The 624-nt window shown below is 44.1% G+C and carries 1 protein-coding gene; it reads left to right on the top strand.

The genetic code is table 11. From position 1 onward, the window contains the following. Positions 1 to 624 (top strand): GGDEF domain-containing protein (locus AB4653_RS28410; protein ID WP_372105977.1); only part of this gene is annotated, 624 nt, incomplete at both ends.

Genomic DNA, 624 nt, shown 5'->3' with positions numbered 1-624 from the left:
GTGCAGTCTTTTATGGCACTCAAGGTGTGTTCGACAATGCGTTTGCCACTGAACAGGTGAGTTTCCCACATGGTGGTTGGTACCTTGCTCTTTCTGGTAACGAACATGTATTGATGGATGAACCTTGGTATCGAATTCAAGCGGTAAGGCTGGTGGGTTACTCCATAATGGTAGTGCTGGCGTTTGCCTTCTTTACTATTTATCGCCTGTACCGAATTGCAGATAGCCGCTCTATGCATGATGAACTCACCATGTTACCTAATCGTCGATACTTTATGTACAGCCTAAAGCAGGCGTTCAAAGTCACCCAAAAGCAGAGAGCAAGAACCTTTGCTGTGGTAAATATCGATCTGGATGGCTTTAAAGCGATCAATGACACTTTTGGTCATGCGGCTGGCGATCAAGTGCTTATTGAGTGTGCTAATCGCATTAAGAGTGAACTACGTGGTTCAGATATCGTTGCGAGAATCGGTGGTGATGAGTTCTTAGTTTTGTTACCACGCATCATTGATGATCAACATGTCTCTTCGATTGTAGCTAAACTTCGAAGAGCGATATGTAGCACACCTGTTGTTTATGATACGCACTCGATTTATCTTCGAATCAGCGTTGGTTGGGTAATTC

It is taken from the genome of Vibrio sp. 10N.222.48.A3, from assembly GCF_041475345.1.
GTDB classification, from domain to species: Bacteria; Pseudomonadota; Gammaproteobacteria; order Enterobacterales; family Vibrionaceae; genus Vibrio; species Vibrio tasmaniensis_A.
Note: the sequence above shows the minus strand (reverse complement) of the source record. Positions and strands in the feature narration are given on the sequence as shown.